The following is a 20,245-nucleotide window of genomic DNA, read 5'->3' as shown; positions in this document are numbered from 1 at the left end:
CGTATCAGCGCCAAGGACATTCCCATGAAAACCGCACCGCGAGATATTGAAGCGCGCTCCCCCTCACGGGCAACAACCAATTCGAGCTCTTGCTTTTTCGCCTGGGCGCCGACAGCGCGTTGGGCCAGTCCGAGCTGTTTGGCATCAACGTTTTCAAGATCCGTGAAATCGTTGCCATGCCCAGCATCACCCCCATTGCGGGCGCTTCGGCGTATTCGCTGGGCGTGGTCAACCTGCGCGGGCAAATCATCCCGGTGCTCGACCTGCCGGCCATCGTCGGCTGCAAGCCCAAGACCGGGCTGAACATCATGCTGGTGACCGAATATGCGCGCACCACCCAGGCGTTTGCCGTGGAGTCGGTGGAAGACATCGTGCGGCTCGACTGGAAGCAGGTGCTCTCGGCCGAGGCCAGCGGCACATCCGGCAAGCTGGTGACCAGCATTGCGCGCCTGGATGGCAACACCGATGGATCGCGGCTGGCGCAGGTGCTGGATGTGGAGGCCATCCTGCAGCTGGTGTCCCCGCCCGAGGACAACCAGGTCGATGCCCAGAAGGTGGGGCCCCGCCTGGTGATGAAGCCTGGCACCATCATCCTTGCGGCCGACGATTCCTTTGTGGCCCGCTCGCTCATCGAGCAGGAGTTGCAGTTGCTGCACGCCCCGTTCGAGATGGTCAAGTCGGGGCAGGAAGCCTGGGACCGGCTCAATGCACTGGCCATCCAGGCCGCCGCCGAAGGCAAAACCGCGCTGGACAAGGTGGCGGCGGTGCTGACCGACCTGGAAATGCCCGAGATGGACGGCTTCACGCTCACGCGGCACATCAAGCAGGATGCGCGCTTTCAGGGGCTGCCGGTGATCATCCACTCGTCACTGTCGGGCTCGGCCAACGAACACCATGTGCGCAGCGTCGGTGCGGACGGCTATGTGGCCAAGTTTGTGGCGGAAGACCTGGCCGATGCCATCCGGCGCGTGCTGCCGGCATAACCAAACCGGGTGTGGTGGCCAGAGGCCATTTTCTTGGTGAAAAATGGCTATGTCCCAATTACGTGTTGCAGGAGTAATCTCCAGGTAGGCCACTCATAGAGGAGGTCACCATGGTCGCCCAAGCCTTTGAGCACTGGCTGGCGCAAGCGAGCCACCTGAGCCACACCCAGAGATCCACCGCCCTGCGGATACTGCACGAGCCCGCTGTCATAGCCGCTGGGCGAGAGTGCCTGCCCGATTTGCCGGCGTGCCCTCATTGCCAGGCGCCGCCAGCGCAACTGGCTCCATGGGGCTGGAGTCGAGGCCTGCGGCGTTACCGATGCCGCACCTGCCGCCGTACCTGCAATACCTTGACCGGCACCGCCTTGGCGCATTTGCGCAAGGCCGATTGCTGGCAGACCTATGCCCAAGCCTTGATCGATGGCCTCACGGTGCGCCAGGCCGCCAGAGCCTGCGGTGTGCACAAGAACACGGCCTTTCTGTGGCGACAGCGCTTTTTGCGCGCCGCCGCCGAGCATCGCGACAGGCATGAGGGCGGCATTGTCGAAGCCGATGAGACCTTCTTCCTGGAGTCCTTCAAGGGGCAGCGCCACCTGTTGCGTGCGGCGCGTCGACGCGGTGGTGTCGGGGTCACGCGTGGCACGGGCCAAGACCAGATCCCGGTGCTGGTGGTACGCGACCGCGCAGGGCATACCGCCGACTTTCAGCTGGCCAGGCTGGACGCGGCACATGTGCAAGAGGTGCTCCTGCCTCTGATTGACCGTGAGGCAGTGCTGTGCACGGATGGCGCCAGCGTTTACGCCGCATTCGCCCGTGCCAGTGGCATCACGCATTGCGTGGTACACCCCCGACCGGGGCAGCGGGTTCTAGAGGGTGCTTTGCACATCCAGAACGTCAATGCCTATCACGGCAGGCTAAAGAACTGGATGGCCCGCTTTGATGGGGTGGCAACCAAATACCTTGCCAATTATCTGGGGTGGCGACGCATGCTCGAGCGGTATCGGCAGTCCATCTTGCCTGCGCATTGCTTGCAAGAAGCCCTGGGGCGCGCTTCGCAACACGTAATTGGGACATAGCCTAAAAAATGCCTCCAGCGCCCATCAGCGAAGCGCAAAAAGCTATAACTTCAGTAGCACTCTTCAGCATCTCAGCAGCCTGCAGACGCAATCGCCAGGGTTTTGCACTGCAATGCAGACAGGCAGGCAGGGCCTCATCCTGCGGCGTGGCGTCGGCAAGGCCCCACACGGGGGCCGGGTCAACCAAGTAGCGCCTTCAGGCGTCTAATGAATGGATGCCATAGGCCCGAGAAGTTGTAACACCCCGCCGGGGCGCTTTTCAAGGGCTTTACGCAGCGGGCGGAACGCCTGCTGCAGCGCCACAGTCTGATCACCATGACACACCAACTTGCCCGCATTGTTTCTGCCGTTGCGCTTGCCGCGCTGGCCACGGGCTGCGCCGTGGTTCCTGGCGACCCTTACTACACGCCCCAGCCCTCGGGCTACGGCGTGTATGAGCAGCCCGCCTACATCTACGGCAGCCCTGCTCCCGTGTACGGCTACCCGGTGGCCCCGCCGCCCGGCTATTACGGGCGCCGGTATGACGAACGCAATGACTGGCGTGAACGCGAGCGTGCCCAGCGCGAGCGGGAAGCACATCGCGAACGCGAAGCACTGCGTGACCGGGAAGCCCGGCGCGATCGCGAAGCCCGCCAGGCCCAGGATGCCCGCCGCGAGCAGGACGCCCGCCGGGACCGCGAGCGCGATCAGGCACGCGATCAGGCCCGCCGGGAACAGGCGCAGCGGGAACAGGCCCAGCGGGACCAGGGCAACCGTGACCAGGCCCGCCGCCCGCAGCGCGATGACGACCGCCGCCAGCCAGGTGACAACGCGCGGCAAAATCGCCCGGATCGCCCGGATCGCCCGGATCGCCCGGACCAGCCGCGCTGGAGAAGCGATGCCCCGCGTGGCCAGGGCAGCTGAGGACACCCTGAAGGAAAACCACCATGCCCCTTGTGCGCAATTGCCTGGCCGCCGGTGCGGTGCTGATGAGTCTCGCCGCGCAGGCCCAGGTGCTGCGCTGCACCGATGCGCGCACCGGGCAGGTCACCTACACCGATGGCGCCTGCACGGGGGCCGCCTCGGTGCGCGAGGTGGAGCCCCGCAAGACGCCGCAGGAAATTCGGCTGGAGCGTGAACAGGCCGCCGAGGCACTGGCGCGCAAACAGCAGCAGCAACAGGCCGAAGCGGCCGCCCGGCGAATCGACGACGATCGCGACGCCCAGCGGGAGCGCGACCTCGCGGCCCGCGCCGCCCGTCCGGCAGCGCGCCCGCAGGACTATGCGCGGTCTGCCGAGTGCGCCCGTTCGCGCCGCAACCTCGATGTCATCATCAGCAGCGCCAGCGGCACCTATGACCAGAACCTGCGCGTCGAAGCCGCACAGCGCCAGGTGGACCTGGACTGCCTGGGCCCCGAGGCCTATGCCGAGGTGGAAAAAGCCCGTGCATTGAGGCCGGAGACACCCCCTTCGGTGGTGCTGGTTCCGCCGCGCCACCCGGTTTACACCCGGCCCGCCCCACCGCCAGCACCGCGCAGGATCACGCAGTGCAACGTGTTTCGCTGCTACGACAGCCAGGGCAACAGCTATCCACGCTGACAGCGCGGTGGTTGGGGATCAGGCGCGCAGGCCCTGCGCCACAGTGGGGTAGCGCAGTCGCAAGCCCAGCTCGCCCAGCAGCCGCTGGTTGTCGAGCCGGCGCGATTCGCTCATAAAGCTCAGCAGCATCACCGGCAACGCATCCTGCGCCGTGCTGCGCGGCAGCCGGGGCGGGCGCGGCAGGCCATACAGGTCGGCGGCCAGATCGAAATAGTCGCCCATCTTCATATCACTGGAGTCGCTGACGTTGTAGACCCGCTGCGGCCGGCCACGCCACAGCGCCGCCAGACAGGCGCGCGCCAGGTCGTCGGCATGGATGTGGTTGGTGTACACATCGTCTTGCGCCGTCAGCACGGGGGTGCCCTTGCGCAGGCGCGCCTCGGGGGTGCCGCCCTCGCGGTCGGGTGCGTAGATGCCCGGAATGCGCAGGATGCTGGCGCGCACGCCGGCACGCCCCAGGTGGCGCACGGCGCGCTCGGCATTCACGCGGCGCTGGGCCCGCGGCGTGCCAGGGGCCACGGTGCGGGTTTCGGCCACCCGCGCGCCCGCGCAGTCGCCATACACGCCGCTGGTCGAGGCATACACCAGCGACACCGGCAAGCTGCGCAGCCGCAAGGCCCGGGCCAGGGCCACGGTGCGCGGGTCGCGCCACCAGGCGGTGCCACCAGCGCCTTCACCCGGGGGCGGGGCCAGGTGCACCACCCGGGTGGCCAGGCCCGACAGGCGGCGCAGCGTGACAGCATGGTCCAGATTGCCTACCAACGGCGTAACCCCCTGTGCGCGCAGATTGCCCACGCGCCCGGCCTGCGAGGTGAGTGCCAGCACACGCAGGCGCTGCGCCCCTGGGCCGGCGAGCAGGCTGAGCGCCACGCGCTGACCCACATCGCCATAGCCCACGATCAGCAGGCGCTCGCGCCGAAAGCGCGAAGGCAGCGCGCCCAGCCCGCTGGCCAGGGCCACCGTGCTCATTGCGCACCCCGCCATGAACGGGCACGGCGCGCGCTGTGGCTGCGATGTGCCGCAGGCGTGCAGGGCAGCCACACACGGCGGCAGGCCATGGGACTGTTAAGTGATTGATCAGGTTCTAAGGGCAAAATCGGGGCCATTCGCATGAAGACAGCTTGAAGAATAGTCCAAGGATACCCAGAACATGACCAGCGCCGAGACTGCCAACGCAGCGTTCCAGATCACCGTGCAACCCAGCGGCCGCGCCTTCAGTGCCAATGCCGACGAAGCCATCCTGGCCGCAGCGATACGCAGCGGCGTGGGCCTGCCCTATGGCTGCAAGGACGGCGCCTGCGGCTCGTGCAAATGCAAGAAGCTCAGCGGCGCCGTGCACCATGGCGCGCACCAGTCCAAGGCCCTGACGGCCGACGAAGAAGCCGCGGGCTTCGTGCTGACCTGCTGCGCCCATCCCCTGACCGACGTGGTGCTCGAATCGCGCCAGGTCACCGACGAGAGCGCTTACCCCATCAAGAAAATGCCGGTGCGCGTGGCTGCGTTCGAGAAGAAATCGCACGATGTCATGCAGTTGCGCCTGCAGCTGCCTGCGGCCGACACCTTCCGCTACCACGCGGGGCAATACATCGAGTTCATGCTGCGCGATGGCGCGCGCCGTGCGTATTCGATGGCCAATGCCCCCCACACGCAGGCCGAGGCGCCGGGGCTGGAGCTGCACATCCGCCACATGCCGGGCGGCAAATTCACCGACCATTTGTTCGGCGACCTAAAGGAAAAGGAAATCCTGCGTGTCGAAGGCCCGTTTGGCAGCTTCTTCCTGCGCGAAGACTCGGACAAGCCCATCGTGCTGCTGGCGTCGGGCACGGGGTTTGCGCCCATCAAGGCACTGATCGAGCACATGCAGTTCAAGGGAATCACGCGCCCCACCACGCTGTACTGGGGCGGCCGCCGGCCGGGTGACCTGTATTTGCACGACTGGATGCTGGAGCGCGCCGCGCAAATGCCGCACCTCACCTATGTGCCCGTGGTGTCCGATGCCCTGCCTGAAGACGGCTGGACGGGCCGCACCGGCTTTGTGCACCAGGCCGTGCTGCAGGACTTTGCCGACCTCTCGGGCCACCAGGTCTATGCCTGTGGCGCACCCATCGTGGTGGACTCGGCACGCGCCGCCTACAGCGCCGAGCGCGGCCTGCCGCCCGACGAGTTCTTTGCCGACTCGTTTACCTCCGAGGCCGACAAGCACGGCTGAAGCCGCCAAATTTCTCGTGAATTGAGGCCGCTGGCACAGTGCCCATCACACCGGCCAGCGGCCTTTTTTCAGGGCGGGCGCTCCGTTTTTTGCACAATGGAGCCATGAACCGCCGAAACATCCTCCTTGCAAGTGCCGCTGCCGCAGCGGTTTTTTCTTCTTCCCTGGCCATGGCGCAGGACACGGGCGCGCCCATTCGCCTGATCGTGCCCTACGCCCCCGGCGGCCCGCTGGACATCACGGCGCGCGCGCTGGCCGAGCGGGTGCGTGACTCGCTGGGCACGGTGATCATCGACAACAAGGGCGGCGCGGGTGGCAACATTGGTGCCGACGCCATCGCCAAGGCCGCACCGGACGGCCTGACCATCGGCATCGCCGCCACCGCCACACATGCCGTGAACCCCTGGCTGTACGCCAAGATGCCCTACGACGCGGGCAAGGACTTTGCCGGCATCACCCAGATGGTGCGCGTGCCGAACGTGCTGGTCATGAACGCCGACAAGGCGGCGCAACTGAAGATCAACACCGTGGCCGACCTGATCGCCTACGCCAAGGCCAACCCCGCCAAGCTCAACTACGGCAGCGGCGGCAATGGCAGCGCGGGCCACCTGGCCGGCGAAATGTTCAAGCAGCGCGCGGGCATCTTTGCCCTGCACATCCCCTACCGCGGCGGCAACCCGGCCCAGTTGGCCCTGTTGAGCGGCGAGGTCGATTTCAACATCGACAACCTGGCAACCGCCGCGCCCAACATCCGCGCCGGCAAACTCAAGGCCCTGGCCGTAACCAGCCTGCAGGCCAGCCCGGCCCTGCCCGGCGTGCCACCCCTGTCCAAAACCTTCAAGGGCTTCTCGATCGACACCTGGTGGGGCCTGGTGGCGCCCGCCGGCACGCCCAAGCCGGTGATCGCCAAGCTGAACAAGGCCTTCGTGGCGGCGCTGAACGCCCCCGAAACCAGAACCCGCTTTGGCACGCTGCTGGCCGAGCCCGTGCCCACCACCCCCGAACAGTTCGACGCCTTCATGGCCAGCGAGCGCGCCAAATACCAGTCCCTGGTGAAGGCCTCGGGCGCGAAGGTGGACTGATCCGCAGGCCATCGGCATGCCACCCGCAGCAGCCGCCCCACCGGTCGCTGCGGTTTATAAGCCAAATACACCGAAAACGCTTTCCAGCAAAGCGCTAACAGCTATAAATTTGGAAGCGATTCAAGCAGAATCTGCCCCATACACTGCAGTCGCACATGCGCGGCCCTGAGCGCATCCTCGAAGTCTGGGGCACTGAGCACCGCGAATTCATCCTGCCGCGCACCTGCCAGCGCATCGGGCGCGGTGCCGGGCACGCCCGCGTGGCACATCAACAGATCGCCGTCGCGCGCGGCATGCAGCCAGCGCTGCACCCGCGCCCGGTAACGCTGCGCCCCGCCCGCAAAGTCGTACACCCCCAGAAGCCGTGCGTTCTGCCGCAGCCCCTGGCGCCGGGTGAGCCCCGACAGTGCATTTGCCCCGAGGAATGCAATGGCATGGCTCTTGAAGCGCGTGAGAGAGTCGGCGTGCGCGGCGCCTTGCGGGCTGTGGGTGGCGCGCAGCCACAAACCGCCCGCAGGATAGCGGCGCGCAAGCTCTTGCAGCAGCAATGTGCGCACCATGGGCAGCTGGTGCACATGCTGGTGGCCGTCCACATAGGCCGGCGCGCGCCCCATGGCCTGCTCGAAGGCGTCGAGCTGGGCACAGATCTCGATGCGCAAGGCCCGTGAGTCCAGCCGGCGCAGATAGGCCATTGCGATGAGCGGGCCCAGCGGCCGGCGCAACGCGGGCTGCAGCGGGCATTCGGTCAGATCCAGGTGCAGGCCCACTTCCACCTGGCGGGGGTCAAGTGCGCGCAAGGCGGGCGCGCCCGCAGCCCAGGCGGGGCCGCCCACCATGGCCGACACGGCCTGAGCACGGCCCTGGTGCACGAGCGCCAGCACGGCCTGGTTGATGCCCGCGTGCAGGCCGTAGTCGTCCACGCACAGGCTGATGCGGCGCCAACTGCTATGCTGCGGCGCCTCATGCTTCGAACGCGCCGCACCCACCCCATCCCGCCCCGCCGCCATCGGCAGCGTGGCCGCATTGGTTGGTTCATCGTGGTCGGTTGCGCCGCGGCCGCCGTGCACTGGAGCGTGGCCGCTGCCCTGGTTGCCCTGGGCGGCTGGGCACCGCTGCAGGCCAACGTGGTCGGCTGGCTGGTGGCGCTGGGCGTGTCGTTCACCGGGCATCACCAGCTCAGTTTCCGCGGCCATGGCGGGCCCATCGGCCGCGCAGGGCTTCGATTCTTCGGCATCTCCGCCGGCGGTTTTCTCGTCAACGAGGGTGCCTACGCCCTGCTGCTGCACTGGACCACCGCGCGCTACGACCTGCTGCTGGCCGGCGTACTCGTCGGCGTGGCCGGCGCTACTTACCTGCTGAGTCGCCATTGGGCGTTCCTGCACAGTTCAGGGCCGTGAATTGCGCACTCTGGCGCGAATCGATACGCCAGAGGGTTTCCCCACGGGCCGTGTTCACCACCTCGGCAAGTGCGAGAAACGGGTAGCGTTCGCGCAGATCTCCTGCCGCGATCACCCAGCTCACGGGCACACGGCACAGCGCCGCAGGCAGCGACTCGGGCGTCAACAGCAGCCGCGCCGCCAGCTTGGGGGCAAATTGACCCGCATCGGCAACTTCTTTGCGCCAGTTGTCGCGCAGCGCGATCTCGGGGTTGTTCCAGTCATCCACCACGAACACGGGCTCTTGCAGGCGGGCATAGAACGGTACGTCGTACAGATAGGTTTTCAGCATGAAGACCGGCTGCCCTGGCACATGCCGCTCACCCAGCGCCAAGCCCAGGCTGCGCCGCGAATGGCGCTGGTCTACCGTCAGCCCCACCACCACGGCCAGGCCCAGCAAGGCGCTCAATGCCAGGGTGGCCCACCACCAGCGCTGGCGTGACGGCGCTGCGCTGGCCTTCTGGCTCGCATCTGCCATCAGCCAGGCCAATGGCGCCACGGCCGGCAAGATGTAGCCGATCAGTTTGGACTGCGGCAGCGAAAAAAACACCAGCACGCAGGCCACCGCTACGGCCATGAACTGGCGGACCGCCACATGCTGCGGAATCGCCGAATCGGTGTAATAGGCGCGCTCAAACAGCCCGCGTGCCCACAGCAGTGCGGGCAGGCTCAGCAGAGCCAGCACCGCAGGGTAAAACCAGAACGGCTGCGCATTATTGAAACCGCCCGCCGAGAAACGCTGGAAATGCTGCACCACAAAAAAGTAGTGCAAAAACCCCTCAAAGCGCTGCTGCATGGCCAGGAACCAAGGCGCTGCCACCAGCAGAAACAGCGCCAGGCCCGGCAGCGACAACAGCGCCAACGCGGTACGCCAGCGCCAGCGCAGAACGAGCCAAAGGCCTATGACCATCGACGGGATCACGAAGCCAATCAAGCCCTTGGCCAGCACACCCAGCGCTGCCAGCCCATAGGCCAGCAGCAACACGCGGCGGTGCGGCTGACCTTGCTCGAAGCACAGCGCTGCATGTGCGAGCGCCAGCGTGGTGGCCGTGATGCAGCCCGCCACCAGCATGTCGAGGTTGGCAAACTGGGCGCCCACGTAGAACAGCGGCTGCACCAGCAGCACCCACAAGGCCCGGCGGGCGACCTGCGGGCCGCACCAGCGGCGCGTGAACAGGTACAACGACAAGGCCGCCAGCGCAGCCCCGCCAGCGATGCGGCACGGGCCGCCATCTCGGTGGGCCCCAGCACCGAAAGTGCCGCGCCCGTGATCCAGTAGAACAGCGGCGGCTTGTGAAAGAACGGCAACCCATTGAGCGTGGGCGTGAACCAGTCGCCCGAGCGCAGCATTTCCCAGGCCACGGCGGCATAGCGGCCCTCGTCGGGCAGCACCAGCGGACGCATCCAGGCCGTGGCCGCCAGCCACACCATGACAAGCGCCAGCACGGCCAGGCCGCCGCGCCAGGCCGATCGCGGGGTCTGCTCGGTCATGCGTCCTCCTGCAGGCCTCGACCGAGTTCGCGCTTGACCACATACAGCGGCCGCTGCTTGACCTCTCCGTAGATTCGGCCGACGTATTCACCCACTACGCCCAGCGACACCAGCTGAACGCCCGCGAAAAACATCAGGCTTACGACGATGGTGGTCCAGCCATTCACGTCATGGCCGTACATCAGATAGTCCACGACAAGGTAAGTCCCGTAGCCGAACGCCAGCAGCGCCAGCGCAAAGCCCAGCGCAACCACTGCGCGCAGCGGCCAGACCGTAAAGGCCGTAAGCCCATCCAGCGCCAGGGCAATCATGCGCAGCGGGCTGAAATGGCTCTGGCCGTGGGCACGCTCATCTGGCACATAGGGCACGGCCACCGCCTCGAAACCCACCCAGGCGTACAGCCCCTTCATGAACCGGTTGCGCTCGGGCAACGCGAGCAGCGCCGTGACCACCTTGCGGTCCATGAGCCGGAAATCGCCAGCGCCGGGCGGCACCTCGAAGCGGTCGGCCCCGTTGATGAGGCCGTAGAACCAGCGCACCCCCAGGCGCTTGAATCCGCTTTCAGCTTCACGGTGCGTGCGCATGGCATACACCACATCGGCACCTGCGCGCCAATGCCGAACGAAGGAATCGAGCATGGCAGGCGAATGCTGCAGGTCGGCATCCATCATCACCACGACTTGACCCGCCGCCGCCTGCAGGCCGGCGGTGAGTGCAGCCTCCTTGCCGAAATTGCGCGACAACTGCAGTGCGCGCACGCCCGGCTGACGGGTCCACTGGGCCAGGTGCGCACCGGTAGCGTCGGTGCTGCCGTCGTCCACCAGCACGATTTCCCATTGCGGCGCGAGCAGCGCCAGCGCTGCGCTCAGTTGCGGCAGCAGGCGCTCAAGGTTCTCAGACTCGTTGTAACAAGGCACGACGCAGGAGATCGACTCCAACGCGCGCGGCACCGCCTCTATGCCAGTGGTCTTGGCCGCGGCAGAAATGCCCAGCGACGCAATCGATTCCCGGGCAAGCATCAGGTGATTCACAAAACATTCCCGGCCCCTGGAAAGGAGGCGACGCGCAAGTTTGCAGTGCTACCACTTAACCTCGCCTTAAGGCCACGGCCCCAAGCGGAAAAATAGACCCATAGCCCAGCGAACGCCACCCCTGCAGCGCCGCACCCACCTCGAACTACGCTACGCCATCGGCCCAGACGGGTTCGGCGATACGTTCGATGCGCTGCACCGCCACGGCCGCCAACTGCTGCGCAGGCACCAGCTCGGGCGCCAGCTCGGCCAGGGGATAGAGCACAAACGCGCGCTCATGCAGCCGCGGGTGCGGCACCGTGAGGGTGGGGGTGTCGATCACCTGGTCGCCATACAGCAGGATGTCCAGGTCCAGCGTGCGCGGGGCGTTGCGGTAGGGCCGCTCGCGCCCGCCCGCCAACTCGATCGCCTGCAGTTGCGCCAGCAAGGCGTGCGGCGCCAGGGTGGTGCACAACTGCACCACGGCGTTCAGGTAGTCGGGCCCGCCTGCATCCACCGGCGCGCTGCCATACAGGGATGAAACGCGCTGCACGCGCGTGCCCGGCAAGGCGCCAATGGCCGACAGCGCGGTGCGCAAGGTGGCCAGCCGGTCACCCAGGCTGGCACCCAGGCCGATCCAGGCAGACACGGCCCCAGGGGCCACGGGGGCCACAGGTGCGATCGCACCCTGCATCGCAAAATCTCCGTTTATTCGCCGGCGGCTGCGGAGGCAGCGCCTTCGCTGCTGCCGCCACCGGGCTTGCGACGGCGGCGGCGCTTCTTGGGCGCCTCTCCATCAGCCAGCGGCGCAGCAGCGTCGTCGTGCATCGCTGCCTTGCCGGCCGCTGCGTCACGGGGAGCCCCTGCAGCGGGAGCCGCGCGCGGCACGCGCTTGACCACGGGCTGGGCCTTCTGGCGCGCCTTCTGCTCTTCGCGGGCCTGGTCCATGAGGTCGTCGCGGCGGTCATCGCTGGCGCTCTGGAAGTCCTGCCACCATTCGGCCAGGGCTTCTTCCACTTCGCCCACGTCAGCGCGCAAGCGCAAGAAGTCGAATCCGGCACGAAAACGCAGCTGGTCGACCATGCCGAAGGGGCCGCTGCCCACGCGCTTTTCAAAGCGCGGCTGCATCACCCAGATTTCGCGCATGTCGGCGGCCAGCTTGCCGCGGCCCGACACGTCGCCGATGCGCTTGTCGAACACGTCATCAATCGCGTCCTGCAGCGCGGGCAGCGGGTGCTGGCGCTGGTTCTGGCGCTCCATCCAGCCCTTGTGCACATCTTCCCACAGCACGCAGGCCAGCAGGAAGCTGGGGCCACGGGCTTGCCTTCGCCAACGCGGCGGTCGGTGTCGGTGAGGGCGGCATTCACGAAGGGCGTGCCGGCCCGTTCCACCACCACGTCCAGCAGCGGGTAGATGCCCGTGGCCATGCCCAGCTTCTTGAGCTGCTCGATGGTGGCAATGGCATGCCCCGTTTGCAGCAGCTTGAGCATTTCATCGAACATGCGGCTTTGCGGGACCTCGGCCAGCAAGGCCTGCGACTGCACCAGGGGCGCAGCGGTCTTGGGTTCGATGCTGAAGCCCAGCGCGCCGAGCTTGGCGGCAAAACGCACGGCGCGGATGATGCGCACCGGGTCTTCGCGGTAGCGCGTGGCGGGGTCGCCGATCATGCGCAGCGTCTTTTTCTTGGCGTCCTGCAGGCCCTTGTGGTAGTCCACCACGATCTGGCTGACCGGGTCGTAATACATGGCATTGACCGTGAAGTCGCGGCGCGTGGCGTCTTCGTCCTGCGGGCCCCATACGTTGTCGCGCAGCACGCGGCCACTGGCATCCACGGCATGCTGCATGCCCGACAGCTGGGCCTTGCTGGTCTTTTCGTTGCCCGCCACCTGGCCGGCGGCGGCGTTGTCGAGGTAGGCGCGGAAGGTGGATACCTCGATCACCTCGTGCTCGCGTCCCCGTCCATGCACCACATGCACGATGCGAAAGCGCTTGCCGATGATGAAGGCGCGGCGAAACAGGCCCTTGACCTGCTCGGGCGTGGCGTTGGTGGCCACGTCAAAGTCCTTGGGACGCAAACCCAGCAGCAGGTCGCGCACAGCGCCACCCACGATATAGGCCTCAAAACCTGCCTGCTTGAGCGTGGCCACCACATCGGCGGCGCGGCGGTCCACCAGCTCGGGATTGATGCCATGCACCGAGGCGGGCACCTCTTCACGCTTGCCAAAATGCGGCTTGCCGCGCGAGGTGCCGGGCGTGGATTTGCCGAGCAGTTTGTCGATGAACTTCTTGATCATGGGTATGCAGTAAACAGATGGAGCGGCGCAAACATGCGGTCACGGTGCGGTTTCAGGGTGCGGCATCCTGCACTGGAGCAGGCTGCGCATTCTGGTTTGTGCCGGTCGGAAACAGATCCAGTATGCGCCAGCCACGCTCTTGAGCCAGCACCCTCAGCCGGGCGTCGGGGTTGGTGGCAACGGGGTGGTTGACTTTTTCCAGCAGCGGCACATCGTTCATGGAATCGCTGTAGAACGTGCTCTCCACATCCGCCCAGGAAAGCCGCCGCTCGGCCAGCCATTGTTCCATGCGCCGCACCTTGCCTTCGCGCATGGTGGGAATGCCGTCGATTTCGCCGGTGTACCAGCCCTGCGCGTCGCGGGCCAGCTGCATGGCCAGCAGCTGCTGCACCCCCAGGGCCTTCGCAATGGGCCGGGTCACGAATTCGTTGGTGGCGGTAATGATGAGCACATCATCGCCGGCCTGCTGGTGCTGGCGCAGCAAATCGCGCGCCTGCGGGTGGATGGCCGGTTCGATCACTTCGCGCATGAATTGCGCATGGGCGGCAGCGGCAGCCTCGGGCCCGCGCTGGCGCACGGCCTCGGTGGCAAAACGCACATAGTCATGCACATCCAGCGTGCCGGCCTGGTAGTGCGCATAGAACTCGTCATTGCGCCGCGCAAATTCGACCGGGTCGTTCCAGCCGATGCGGATCGTGAACTCGCCCCACTCGTAGTCGGAGTCAATGGGCAGCAGCGTGTGGTCGAGGTCGAACAGCGTGAGCCGGGGGCGATTTGTCTGGGTATCAGTCATTGATTCTTTGGCATGCGATAGACCCTACCTGCAGCAGCAATTGGCGCGGACCAGGCCGAGGCCGCCGCGCAAGGGCAGCCAAGCCGCGTATGCGGCGCTTCGCTTGCGTGCGCCGGGAGCTTCCCCTCTCCGAATCGCGCAGCGATTCAATAGAGGGGGGAAGGCGACGAAGGCGACACAGGGGGTTGCTCTTCACTCAGACTCCAGCATGGCCTTGAGCAGCGGAATGGTGATGGCGCGCTGGGTGCGCAGCGCATAGGCATCGAGCTGATCGAGCAGTTGCATGAGGCTGCCCAGGTCGCGCGAGAAACGGTTGAGCATGAAGTCCATCACCTCGTCGCCCAGAAAAACGCCCCGGGCATCGGCCTCCTGGCGCAGCACCGCGCGGCGGGCGGTTTCGTCGAGCAACTGCAGCTGGAACACATGGCCCCAGCCCAGGCGGCTGCGCAGGTCGTCGCGCAGCGGCAGGTCTGCCGGCGGCAGGTTGCCGGCCGCCAGCACCCAGCGCGGCGCACCGTTGGCGGGGCTGATGGCATTCACAAACCAGTTGAAGGCCATGGCCTGCTGGGCGGTGCTGTACAGGTGCACATCGTCCAGGATCACGGCCGCCCAGCGCTCGTCAAACTCAGCGGGCATGGCCACCGAGGCATCGAGCCAGCCCACGCTGGCTCCCTGCTCGCTCAAGGCCTGGTGCACCGCCTTGAGCAGATGGCTCTTGCCACTACCCGCCTCGCCCCACAGGTAGGTAGGCACCGGCGAACGGGTGCCGGGCTGGCTGCCCTCGCCCACCCACAGCCGCAGGTGCTGCAGCGCGGCCTCGTTGGGGCCGGCAAAGAAACGCTCCAGCGTGGGCCCCGTCGCCAGGCCAATGTCCAGGGCCAGTTGCTTCATGGCTGCAGCCCGCAGGCACAACGGCCGGCGCAGGGATGAAAGACAGGAAACAGCATGGGCTTGAATGGCAAAACGGGGCGGGAAGTAAGGGTGAACGGAGGGTGCGCGGTGCGCAACCCGTAAAATCTGCGCAAATTTTAGTCTGCCGCGCACGCTGGTCCGTGCCATCCCTGCCATGAGCTCCTCTGCATCCACTCCCACCCCCCTGTCCTACAAAGACGCCGGCGTTGACATTGACGCGGGCGACGCCTTGGTCGAGCGCATCAAGCCGCTGGCCAAAAAGACCATGCGCGAGGGCGTTCTGGCAGGCATTGGCGGCTTCGGCGCGCTGTTCGAGGTGCCCAAGCGCTACAAGGAGCCCGTGCTGGTCAGCGGCACCGACGGCGTGGGCACGAAGCTCCGGCTGGCGTTTGAATGGAACATGCACGACACCGTGGGCATCGACCTGGTGGCCATGAGCGTGAACGACGTGCTGGTGCAGGGCGCCGAGCCGCTGTTCTTTCTCGACTATTTCGCCTGCGGCAAGCTCGACGTGGACACGGCCGCTGCCGTGGTGGGCGGCATTGCCAAGGGCTGCGAGCTCAGTGGCTGCGCGCTGATCGGCGGCGAAACCGCCGAAATGCCCGGCATGTACCCCCCTGGCGAATACGACCTGGCCGGCTTTGCCGTGGGTGCGGTCGAAAAGTCCAAGATCCTCACGGGCAAGGACGTGCAGCCCGGCGACGTGGTGCTGGGCCTCGCTTCGAGCGGGGTGCACTCCAACGGCTTCTCGCTGGTGCGCAAGTGCATCGAGCGTGCAGGCGATGCCGCCCCTGCCACGCTGGATGGCAAGCCCTTCAAGCAAGCCCTGATGGAACCCACGCGCCTGTACGTGAAGAACGTGCTGGCGGCGCTGGCCGCACACCCCATTAAAGCCCTGGCCCACATCACCGGTGGTGGCCTGCTGGAGAACATCCCCCGCGTGCTGCCCGACGGCACGGCCGCCCATCTGCAAAAAGGCAGCTGGCCCCAGACCGAGCTGTTCGCCTGGCTGCAGAAAACGGCGGGCATCGACGACATCGAGATGAACCGCACCTTCAACAACGGCATCGGCATGGTGGTGGTGGTGGATGCGGCCCATGCCGAGGCCACGGCCGCCACGCTGCGCGCAGCCGGTGAGCAGGTCTACACGATTGGCACCATCGCACCGCGTGGTGATGGCGCCGCCGTGGTCGTGCGCTGACACCCCACAGCCTCCGATGGCAGCGCGTTCCCGTTCCGACACCACAGCCATCGCCCTGGCGGCACCCTCCCCCCGCACGACAGCGCGCAGCATCGAGACCGCCAGCTACCTGCTGATGGCCGCAGCCCTGCTGCTGATCATGTGGCGCGGCCTGCTGCCCGGCCTGCTGTGCGTGTGTCTGGGCTTCCTGCTGACGCGGGCCTTCAGCAGCTGGTTTGCCCTGCTGCGGCGCCCGCCGTCGCATGCCGGCGTGGCGCCGCGCAGCGCCCAGGTGGCCGCTGCCGCGCTGGTCATGCTCAGCCCGCTGGTGCTGTTGGCGGTGGGCCTGACGCAGTCGCGCAGCTATGTGGTCGAACTGCCGCAGCAATACCGCGAACTGCTGGACTACATGGCGCGCACGGTGCTGGAGCTGCGCCTGAAGCTCCCCGCCGACATGGCAGTGCACCTGCCCGAGGGTGCCGCCGAAATCCAGCGCGCCATCGCCAGCTACCTGGGCGCCAAGGCCGGCGCGCTGGCCATGGCGGGGCGTGCCTGGCTGGCGGGCCTGCTGTTTGCCTATGTCGGCCTGCTGATCGGGGCGCTGGCCGCCGTGCGCCCGCCCGGACTGGCGCGCGGCCCCTGGCGCAGCAACTGGCGCAGCGCATCAGCCGGTTCGGCGAGGCCTTTCGACAAATTGTTGCGGCGCAGTTCTGGATTGCGGCCTTCAACACCCTGCTCACGGCCCTGTTCCTGCTGTTCGTGCTGCCCTACTGGGGCCTGCAATTGCCCTACACGCCGGTACTCATCACCTTCACCTTCGTGGCCGGGCTGGTGCCCATCGTGGGTAACCTGCTGTGCAACGTGGTCATCACCATCGTGGGGCTGTCGGTGTCGCCCATGGCAGCGGCCGCCTGCCTGGGGTTCCTGATCCTGATCCACAAGGCCGAATACGTGATCAATGCCAAGGTGGTGGGCAGTCGCACGCAGATGGGCGTGTGGGAACTGCTCAGCGTGATGTTCGTGGCCGAGGCCGTTTTTGGCCCGGCCGGGCTGGTGGCAGCGCCGCTCTTTTACGCCTACCTCAAGAAAGAACTGGTGGCCGCGCGGCTGGTGTAGCCCCGGGCCGCCGCATCCGGGGGGCGGCTTGCGTGCGCCCGTCCTGCATCTGTCACGCTCGTGCAACACCAGGGTGCAACGGCAGAGCGGCTAGGCATCTCCGCAGGGTGTTTCAAACGTCAAAGATTAGAATCAGCGTGTAACAAACACGATCTGCAGCCTTTTGCAAGAGGGCTTGGATTTTTTATCTCTCCTTTCAGGTCAAGCGTTCCCTATGACTATCGCAAGAAAACTGGCCCTCCTGGTGCTGTGCGCCCTCTTTGGCATGGTGGTGATGACGGCCTGGTTCCTGGTTTCCGAACGCAAGCTGATCCTTGAAGAACGACAAACCGGGGTGCGGCAGGTGGTCGAGGTGGCGCATGGCATTGCAGTGCATTTCCAGGCACTGAGCAGCAAGGGCGCCATGCCCGACGAAGAAGCCCGGCAACGGGCGGCGGCGGCCATCCAGGCCCTGCGCTACAGCGGCAATGAATACATCTGGATCAACGACATGCATCCCCGCATGGTGATGCACCCCGTCCGGCCTGAACTGAACGGGCAGGACCTCAGCGGCAACAAGGACCCCAACGGTCTGCCGCTGTTCATGGAATTCGTGCGCACCGTGAAGGCCCACGGTGCCGGTTTCGTGCCCTACATGTGGCCCAAGGCCGGCAGTGACACACCGGTGGAGAAAACCTCCTACGTCAAGGGCTTCGAGCCATGGGGCTGGGTGATTGGCTCGGGCGTATATATCGACACCGTCAACACCGCAATCTGGCAACGCGCCCTGGGCTTTGGCGCGGTGGCACTGGTGCTGGGCGTGGCGCTGCTGGTGCTGGGCACCCTGGTCTCGCGCAACCTGCTGCGGCAGCTGGGCGGCGAGCCCGACTATGCGCGCAGCATTGCGCGCAGCATCGCCCAGGGCGACCTGGCGGTAGCGGTGACCACCCGGCCCGGCGACCAGTCCAGCCTGATGCTGGACATCCAGGCCATGCGTGACAGCCTGCACCGCATCGTGCAGCGGGTGCGCAGCGGCACCGAGCACATCGCCAGCGCGTCGCAGCAGATCGCGGCCGGCAACCACGACCTGTCCAGCCGCACCGAGTCCCAGGCCAGCGCACTGGAGCAGACGGCCGCCTCGATGGAGGAAATGACCTCCAATGTCAAGCAGAACGCCGACAACGCGCACCAGGCCAGCATGCTGGCGCAGTCGGCCTCCGACGTGGCCCGCCAGGGCGGAACGGTGGTCGAAAAAGTGGTACAGACCATGGGCTCCATCGAAGCGTCGTCGCGCAAGGTGGCCGACATCACGGGGGTGATCGAAGGCATTGCCTTTCAGACCAACATCCTGGCGCTCAATGCCGCCGTGGAAGCGGCGCGCGCCGGCGAGCAGGGCCGGGGCTTTGCCGTGGTGGCCACCGAGGTGCGCAGCCTGGCGCAGCGCTCGTCCGAGGCCGCCAAGGAAATCAAGGCCCTGATCGGCAATTCCGCCGAACAGGTCAAGGCCGGCACGCAACTGGCCCAGGAGGCCGGCACCACCATGCAGGCGGTGGTGGACAGCGTGCTGCGGGTGTCGACCATGATCGAAGAAATCAGCCAGGCCAGCCGCGAACAGACCGGTGGCATCGAGCAGATCAACCAGGCGGTGTCGCAGATGGACCAGGGCACGCAACAGAACGCCGCGCTGGTCGAAGAGGCCGCAGCGGCCGCCGCTGCCTTGCAGCAGCAGGCGCACGACCTGACGCAGGTGGTGGCCACCTTCCAACTGGACGCCTCGCACAAGGCACACGCCGCTCGTTCGGCCGGCGCTGCACCGCTGCGACTGGCCTGAGCGCCTGGTGCCCTGGGTCGCCCGCCAGTCCTTGGCGAGCGATGCGGGAGGGGTCGCCGCCGGCTTTTCCGGGGCAACGGGCCCTAGGCCGGCTGCGGGCACCGCGCACCAAAAATGATAGCACCTCGCGCTTAATTTATAAGCATCAGCGGCCATTTTGTCTCAGACTTTCTTGAACTGCCGCGCCACAAATGCCCAGACCTGGGCTGACGCATCGGGCCCCGCCGGGTCGCTGTAATGCAGGCCGGGCGCGCCGCCGCTCCAGGCATGGCCCAAGCCCACGATTTCGCGCAGCGTGACCTGGATGCGGCCGCGCGCCTTGTATTCGGTCACCCGCACCGCATGGCGTCTGCCGCGCTGCAAGGTGCGCATCGGGCCGGCGCGCGCTCCCAGGGCCTGGGCCCACAACTCGGCCGTCGCGGCCGCGTTGCGCACCGAGACCACATGGTCCGCGTCGCCATGCAGGATCAGCAAGGGGGGCAGTGGCGCAGGAACCGCCCCATTGGCCGCCAGCGCCTGCGGCGGGTCGGGAAGGTGCCCTTCCCGCCGCCCGTGCATGGCGGCCATGGCGGTGGCGGCGGATTCGGCCGAGCCGGGTGCCACGCCCGAATGCATGGCCACGGCACAGAACCGCTCAGGGTAGCGCGCCGCCAGCAGCGCCGCCATGCTGGCCCCGGCCGACAGGCCCGCCACGGCCACGCGGGCCATGTCCACCGGGTGGCGCCGGGCCACGAGGTCGATCGCGGCCAGCAGGGTGGCGGCTTCGGCATCGGCCTTGCCGCTGCGGCGATCAAACCAGTTCCAGCAACCATGGGCGTTGGCCAGGCGCTCCTGCTCGGGATAGAGCACCAGAAAGCGATGGCGCACCGCCAGGCGGTTCATGCGCGAACTGGCGGCCAGTTCGCGCCCCGTCTGGCCGCAGCCGTGCAGCATCACCAACAGGGGCAGCTTTTCGCCCGACCGCAACGCGAGTCCCGGCGGAACATACAGGTGAAAGCGCCGCGCGCCTGCGGGGCCGGGGCAATGCCGGCAATCCACTCGCCGCTGGCCGGCAGCGGCTTGCGCGGCGTGCGCGCGACGGGCGCCGCTTGGGGCCGCGCGCGGGAAACCGCTACTGCCTTGGCACGCACCGGCTTGGTGGCAGCAGCCCGCACGGGCTTGGTGGCGCGCGCAAAGGCTTTGAGGTTGCGCCGATAGGCGCGCGTCAGCGCGGACAGGGAGAACAGGGGTGAGCGGCGGGACATGGGTACGGGGTGCCATTCATCAGGGAAAACCC

15 protein-coding genes and 4 pseudogenes are annotated in these 20,245 nt (G+C 66.9%); 10 read left to right on the top strand and 9 right to left on the bottom strand.

Features of this window, described 5'->3' with window-relative positions:
• Positions 1 to 24 precede the first annotated feature (24 nt).
• The 4 genes and pseudogenes from CBP34_RS04915 to CBP34_RS04900 all read left to right on the top strand — a co-directional run bounded on the left by CBP34_RS04915 (position 25) and on the right by CBP34_RS04900 (position 3,636).
• A pseudogene (locus CBP34_RS04915) lies at positions 25 to 983 on the top strand (chemotaxis protein).
• 110 nt (positions 984 to 1,093) lie between these two features.
• Positions 1,094 to 2,059: an IS1595 family transposase gene (locus CBP34_RS04910; protein ID WP_094097479.1), complete on the top strand. Its 966-nt coding sequence runs from the start codon at positions 1,094 to 1,096 to the stop codon at positions 2,057 to 2,059.
• A gap of 315 nt (positions 2,060 to 2,374) precedes the next feature.
• Positions 2,375 to 2,962, top strand: a complete 588-nt coding sequence (locus CBP34_RS04905; protein WP_094097478.1) for a hypothetical protein — start codon at positions 2,375 to 2,377, stop codon at positions 2,960 to 2,962.
• 23 nt (positions 2,963 to 2,985) lie between these two features.
• The gene (locus tag CBP34_RS04900; protein ID WP_094097477.1) at positions 2,986 to 3,636 is read left to right on the top strand and encodes a DUF4124 domain-containing protein; all 651 of its coding nucleotides are present in this window, start codon (positions 2,986 to 2,988) and stop codon (positions 3,634 to 3,636) included.
• A gap of 18 nt (positions 3,637 to 3,654) precedes the next feature.
• Here CBP34_RS04900 and CBP34_RS04895 read toward each other — a convergent pair whose 3' ends face one another.
• Complete coding sequence (locus CBP34_RS04895; protein ID WP_094097476.1) at positions 3,655 to 4,605, bottom strand: NAD-dependent epimerase/dehydratase family protein; 951 nt, start codon at positions 4,603 to 4,605, stop codon at positions 3,655 to 3,657.
• 181 nt (positions 4,606 to 4,786) lie between these two features.
• Here CBP34_RS04895 and CBP34_RS04890 point away from each other — a divergent pair, with 181 nt between their 5' ends.
• Positions 4,787 to 5,845: a CDP-6-deoxy-delta-3,4-glucoseen reductase gene (locus CBP34_RS04890; protein ID WP_094097475.1), complete on the top strand. Its 1,059-nt coding sequence runs from the start codon at positions 4,787 to 4,789 to the stop codon at positions 5,843 to 5,845.
• 104 nt (positions 5,846 to 5,949) lie between these two features.
• Positions 5,950 to 6,927, top strand: coding sequence for a tripartite tricarboxylate transporter substrate binding protein (locus CBP34_RS04885; protein ID WP_094097474.1), 978 nt, complete (start codon positions 5,950 to 5,952; stop codon positions 6,925 to 6,927).
• Positions 6,928 to 7,028: 101 nt separating this feature from the next.
• Here the strand turns inward: CBP34_RS04885 and CBP34_RS04880 are convergent, their stop codons facing one another.
• Positions 7,029 to 7,847 (bottom strand): ChbG/HpnK family deacetylase, encoded by an 819-nt coding sequence (locus CBP34_RS04880; protein WP_236748512.1) that lies wholly within the window; start codon positions 7,845 to 7,847, stop codon positions 7,029 to 7,031.
• 42 nt (positions 7,848 to 7,889) lie between these two features.
• Here CBP34_RS04880 and CBP34_RS04875 point away from each other — a divergent pair, with 42 nt between their 5' ends.
• Complete coding sequence (locus tag CBP34_RS04875) at positions 7,890 to 8,324, top strand: GtrA family protein (RefSeq protein WP_094097472.1); 435 nt, start codon at positions 7,890 to 7,892, stop codon at positions 8,322 to 8,324.
• Here the strand turns inward: CBP34_RS04875 and CBP34_RS04870 are convergent.
• The 6 genes and pseudogenes from CBP34_RS04870 to hda form a co-directional block, all read right to left on the bottom strand.
• On the bottom strand, positions 8,272 to 9,552 hold the full coding sequence (locus CBP34_RS04870; protein WP_236748511.1) for a glycosyltransferase family 39 protein: 1,281 nt from the start codon (positions 9,550 to 9,552) through the stop codon (positions 8,272 to 8,274). The genes CBP34_RS04875 and CBP34_RS04870 overlap by 53 nt on opposite strands.
• 298 nt (positions 9,553 to 9,850) lie before the next feature.
• A complete protein-coding gene (locus tag CBP34_RS04865; protein ID WP_094097471.1) occupies positions 9,851 to 10,873 on the bottom strand; it encodes a glycosyltransferase family 2 protein in 1,023 nt (340 codons plus the stop codon).
• Between the two features lie 157 nt (positions 10,874 to 11,030).
• Complete coding sequence (gene folK / locus CBP34_RS04860) at positions 11,031 to 11,558, bottom strand: 2-amino-4-hydroxy-6-hydroxymethyldihydropteridine diphosphokinase (RefSeq protein ID WP_094097470.1); 528 nt, start codon at positions 11,556 to 11,558, stop codon at positions 11,031 to 11,033.
• Between the two features lie 14 nt (positions 11,559 to 11,572).
• Positions 11,573 to 13,158 (bottom strand): annotated as a pseudogene (pcnB, locus tag CBP34_RS04855) (polynucleotide adenylyltransferase PcnB).
• 52 nt (positions 13,159 to 13,210) lie between these two features.
• On the bottom strand, positions 13,211 to 13,951 hold the full coding sequence (locus CBP34_RS04850; RefSeq protein WP_094097469.1) for a histidinol-phosphatase: 741 nt from the start codon (positions 13,949 to 13,951) through the stop codon (positions 13,211 to 13,213).
• 192 nt (positions 13,952 to 14,143) lie between these two features.
• Entirely contained in the window at positions 14,144 to 14,842 is a 699-nt protein-coding gene (gene hda / locus CBP34_RS04845; protein ID WP_086926823.1) for a DnaA regulatory inactivator Hda, read from the bottom strand.
• Between the two features lie 175 nt (positions 14,843 to 15,017).
• On the opposite strand from hda, the gene purM reads away from it, so the two are divergent.
• The 3 genes and pseudogenes from purM (at position 15,018) to CBP34_RS04830 (ending at position 18,969) form a co-directional block, all read left to right on the top strand.
• Complete coding sequence (purM, locus tag CBP34_RS04840) at positions 15,018 to 16,064, top strand: phosphoribosylformylglycinamidine cyclo-ligase (RefSeq protein ID WP_094097468.1); 1,047 nt, start codon at positions 15,018 to 15,020, stop codon at positions 16,062 to 16,064.
• 115 nt (positions 16,065 to 16,179) lie between these two features.
• A pseudogene (locus CBP34_RS04835) lies at positions 16,180 to 17,159 on the top strand (AI-2E family transporter).
• A gap of 214 nt (positions 17,160 to 17,373) precedes the next feature.
• Positions 17,374 to 18,969, top strand: coding sequence for a methyl-accepting chemotaxis protein (locus CBP34_RS04830; protein ID WP_086911638.1), 1,596 nt, complete (start codon positions 17,374 to 17,376; stop codon positions 18,967 to 18,969).
• A gap of 162 nt (positions 18,970 to 19,131) precedes the next feature.
• On the opposite strand, the pseudogene CBP34_RS04825 reads toward CBP34_RS04830, so the two are convergent.
• A pseudogene (locus CBP34_RS04825) lies at positions 19,132 to 20,213 on the bottom strand (extracellular catalytic domain type 1 short-chain-length polyhydroxyalkanoate depolymerase).
• Positions 20,214 to 20,245 lie beyond the last annotated feature (32 nt).

The organism is Acidovorax carolinensis (assembly GCF_002157145.1).
Taxonomy (GTDB): Bacteria; Pseudomonadota; Gammaproteobacteria; order Burkholderiales; family Burkholderiaceae_C; genus Acidovorax; species Acidovorax carolinensis.
Note: the sequence above shows the minus strand (reverse complement) of the source record. Positions and strands in the feature narration are given on the sequence as shown.